Origin of the sequence: Ornithinimicrobium sp., assembly GCF_035267225.1 — a bacterium.
Taxonomy (GTDB): domain Bacteria; phylum Actinomycetota; class Actinomycetes; order Actinomycetales; family Dermatophilaceae; genus Ornithinicoccus.
This window is the reverse complement of the sequence record NZ_DATFMA010000024.1, coordinates 1-4,138: the sequence shown is the minus strand read 5'-3', so window position 1 is coordinate 4,138 and position 4,138 is coordinate 1. Positions and strand designations below refer to the sequence as shown.

3 protein-coding genes and 1 pseudogene are annotated in these 4,138 nt (G+C 68.3%); 3 read left to right on the top strand and 1 reads right to left on the bottom strand.

The features are described 5' to 3' along the window. Nucleotides 1-615: replicative DNA helicase (locus tag VJ976_RS01520; RefSeq protein WP_324098220.1), on the top strand; the 615-nt coding region annotated here is incomplete at its 5' end. A 45-nt stretch (nucleotides 616-660) separates the two neighbouring features. Here VJ976_RS01520 and VJ976_RS01515 read toward each other — a convergent pair. Beyond that, on the bottom strand, nucleotides 661-2,883 hold the full coding sequence (locus VJ976_RS01515) for an MMPL family transporter (RefSeq protein ID WP_414693552.1): 2,223 nt from the start codon (nucleotides 2,881-2,883) through the stop codon (nucleotides 661-663). A gap of 449 nt (nucleotides 2,884-3,332) precedes the next feature. Between VJ976_RS01515 and VJ976_RS01510 the strand changes: the two genes are divergently transcribed. Both VJ976_RS01510 and VJ976_RS01505 read left to right on the top strand, forming a co-directional pair. Then, the gene (locus VJ976_RS01510; protein WP_324098215.1) at nucleotides 3,333-3,713 is read left to right on the top strand and encodes a TM2 domain-containing protein; all 381 of its coding nucleotides are present in this window, start codon (nucleotides 3,333-3,335) and stop codon (nucleotides 3,711-3,713) included. 177 nt (nucleotides 3,714-3,890) lie between these two features. Next, nucleotides 3,891-4,138 (top strand): annotated as a pseudogene (locus VJ976_RS01505) (hypothetical protein); the annotation flags it as partial.

Below are 4,138 nucleotides of genomic sequence, written 5' to 3'. Positions count from 1 at the left end.
GAGATGAGCCGCACGGAGATCACCATGCGGCTGCTGTCGGCCGAGTCCGAGATCCCGTTGCAGCACATGCGCAAAGGCCGGTTGGAGGACCGGCACTGGACGAAGCTGGCCGAGACCCAGGGCCGGTTGCAGGACATGCCGTTGTTCATCGACGACAGCCCGAACATGGCGCTGATGGAGATCCGCGCCAAGTGCCGGCGGCTGAAGCAGCGGCACAACCTCAAGCTGGTCATCGTCGACTACCTGCAGCTGATGAGCTCGGGCAAGCGGGTGGAGTCGCGCCAGCAGGAGGTCGCCGAGTTCTCGCGGGCGCTCAAGCTGCTGGCCAAGGAGCTGGAGGTGCCGGTGATCGCGCTGTCCCAGCTCAACCGCGGCCCCGAGCAGCGCGTCGACAAGAAGCCGCAGATGTCCGACCTGCGTGAGAGCGGGTCCATCGAGCAGGACGCGGACGTGGTGATCCTGCTGCACCGGGAGTCGATGTACGAGCGTGAGTCACCCCGGGAGGGCGAGGCGGACGTCATCGTCGCCAAGCACCGCAACGGGCCCACCGACACCGTGGTCGTGGCCTTCCAGGGCCACTACAGCCGGTTCACCAACATGGCCAACAGCTTCTAGCAAGCGGGCCCATGTCCCCGCTCGGGCAGTGCCGTCGGGGCGTGGTCACGACGGCTGCGCTTCGGCCTCGTCTTTCGTCTCGGCCCGCGGGTGCGGCCCCGAGGCATGACGCCCGGGGCCGGATCGTCCGCCGTCCGCGATGAGCCGTGCGGGCCACCAGGTACGCCACCCGAGGCTGTAGGCGATCGACGGGACGAGCAGCGAGCGGACCACGAAGGTGTCGAGGAGCACGCCGAACCCCACGATGAAGGCGATCTGCACGAGGAAGACGATCGGAAGCACCGCGAGCGCCGAGAAGGTCGCGGCGAGCACGATGCCGGCGCTGGTGATCACGCCGCCGGTGACGGCCAACCCGACGAGCACGCCCGGCCGGGTACCTCGCACGATGGACTCCTCACGCACCCGCGTCATAAGGAAGATCGAGTAGTCGATCCCGAGGGCCACCAGGAAGACGAAGCCGTAGAGCGGGATCGCGGGGTCACCACCGGTGAACCCGAGGATGTGGTCGAACACGAGGGCTGCGATGCCGATGGTCGCCCCGAAGGAGATGACGTTCGCGACGACGAGCACCAACGGCGCCGCGAGCGAGCGGAGCAACACAGCCAGCACGATGAAGATCACCAGCAGGATGGTCGGCACAATCACGCGAAGGTCGCGCTGGCTCGCGTCGAGGACGTCGAGGTTGGTGGCCGTCTGACCACCCACGAGGGCCTGTGAGCTCACCTCGTCCAGCGCGTCGCGCACGCGCGTGACGGTGTTCTCAGCGCCTTCGCTGTCCACCGCTCCCCGGGTCGTTGCCTGGAGCAGCACCTGGCCATCGAGGACCTTCGGGTCCGCGGGCTCCTCACCCGGTTGAGGCGGCGACGTCCCGAGGTAGGCCCTCTCGATGCCCCGGTCTTCGCTGACTACCGTGAGCGCGGCCTGAGCATCGTCCTGCGGCACGACGATCTGCAGGGGTTGAGCTGCGCCGGCCGCGAAGTGGTCGGCGATGACGTCCTGGGCGGTGACCGAGTCGACCTCGGTGAGGAAGGTCTCCTCGATGGTCGCGCCATCGGCCTTGAACGTCGGGACGAAAGCCGACGCAGCGAGGAGTGCCGCCAGCGTCACACCCCACGTGCGCCGGGGGTGGGCCCCGACGAGGCCGGCGACGCGACCCCAGATACCGCTGGAGCTCTCCACCGCGTCTTCGGCGTGGCGGTGGTCCAGCCGGGGCGCGAAGGGCCAGAAGACCTTGCGCCCGAAGAGCACCAGGACCGCGGGGAGGAAGGTCAACGAGGCGAGCAGCGCGCCGGCGATGCCCAGGGCTCCGACCGGGCCGAGGCCGGAGGTGCTGCGCAGCTCGGCGAGCAACAGGCAGAGCAGCCCGAGGATGACCGTCGCGGCCGACGCTCCTACCGGCTCGATCGTGCCCCGCCACGCCCGCTTGAGGGCGACCCAGGCGCTGGCCTCGTCGTGCAACGCCTCTTTGAAGCGGCTGACCAGGAGGAGGGCGTAGTCGGTACACGCGCCCACGACGAGAATGAACAGGATCCCCTGAGACTGACCGGACAGGGTGATGACGTCGGCCTTCGCGAGCTCGTAGACGACGAGCGAGGCGGCGGACAACCCGAACAGCGCGCTGATGAGCACCGCGAAGGGCAGGATCGGGCTGCGATAGACCACGAGCAGGATGATCAGGACCACGACCAGGGCGACGAGGAGCAGGAGGCCGTCGATGCCCGCGAAGGCCTCGGAGAAGTCGGCGATGAGGCCCGCAGGGCCCCCGACGTAGGCTTCCAGACCAGCTGGGTCCAGCGTCGCGGCGATCTCGTCCCGAAGCGCGTCTGCTCCCTCGGCCAGGGCCGTCGTCTCTTCGGCGGGCTCGGTACCGTCAGTCCCGTTCAAAGGGACGCTCACCAGGACAGCCTCCCCGTCTTCAGCGGGGATGGGAGTGACCGAGCTGCCCTCGACCAGATAGTCACCGAGGGTCTCATCGTCACCCAGCCCCGGTAGGGACAGCTCCGGGACGGCTGTTGCAAACTCCTGCACGGAGGCGAGGTCCGCCGAGTCGAGGGTGCCGCCTTGACGCTTCTCGACCGCGACGAGGTAAGGCAGCTCGGTGTTCTCGGTGAACTTCGCGACCGCCTCGCTCACCTGAGTGGACTCGGCGTTGGCGGGCAGGAAGGTGGAGTTGTCGTTGGACTGGACTCCCGAGAGCTTGCCCTGTGCCTGGCCACCGATCGCACCCACGACAAGCCAGGCGAGGACGACGAGGATGGCGCCCAGCAGTACCGCTCGAGGCCGCCGGGCGTGACCCTTCGCGTCTGTGGGCTGCGCAGCGTCAGGAGACGGAGGGCTGGGGTCCGGTCGGGCCTCGCTCACCACCCCAGACTAGAGCCGCGACGACCACGGTGACACGGGTTGAACCGGCAGAACGCTTGACCTCGCCTCCGAGACGGCATCGACCTGCCTGTCGGTGGTCGTTCCGGTCATGGTGCCCGGCTCGGGTCCGTTTCGGCGAGGGCACGCAGCGGTTCGGTGGATCCCCTTGTGGGGCAACGTCCCTGTCGACCAGGGCGGTGAGGACCAAGGGCTGGCACGTGCGGCCGTAGCGGCGAATACGCACGTCAGCGCCCTGCGACGGGTTCGCGAAGCCTGCTACTTTATGCGGCGTGGGGAGCGTCCCATCATCGGTGCGGGGCCCTTTGACGGCCCGACCAGTCTCATAGGGGGAACACATGACGTCATCACAACAGCCCACCACCTACGGCGAGACCGCAGCTGAACCACGCGGGCAAGAGGTCTCGGACAAGGCCTTCCTGATCACGTGGATCCTCGCGTGGATGCTGGGGTGGCTGGGCGCAGACCGCTTCTACCTCGGCAAGATCGGCACGGCCATCCTCAAGCTGATCACCCTCGGTGGTCTCGGCATCTGGGCGCTCGTCGACCTGATCCTGGTGTTGGCCGGCGTGCAGCGAGACAAGCAGGGGCGGCGCCTCGAGGGGTACGACCGGTACAAGAAGGCGGCCATCATCATCACCATCACGGTCTGGGTGATCAGCATGGCAGCAGGGATCGCCAGCGGCGCGATCACGGCCTCGATGGGCACCACCGGCTGATTCCTCGGCGCGCTGGTTCAGGAGGAGCCGGCGCCCTGCTGTGCCCCTCGCTGGTCGCGGCGGGGCGCCGTTGCCCACATCCTTGATCTGGTGGCGTCGGTGTCCACAGCCGTGGTCTGCGCGTCTTTGTGTCGGTGTGACCTGCGACAATAGACACATGTTCGAAGGCGCAGGGTCGTGAGTCTCGCGGTGGTAGAACCCACCGTCGGGCAAGCTGACCTCGGGGGGTCCGTGCTGGACGGACCCTTGCGCCAGATGCGCGCGGGGGCGAATGCTGCGCTGGCGGCCCGCCCGGAGGTGGTGCGTGAGTCCGATGCCGGGCTGGGTCGCGCGGTTGAGGGGATGCACGTGCTGCGCGCCGACCTCGACCGGTTGAGCGTCACCCTCGTCACCGAAGCCGCCCGGCGCGGCCTGGTTCAGGAGTC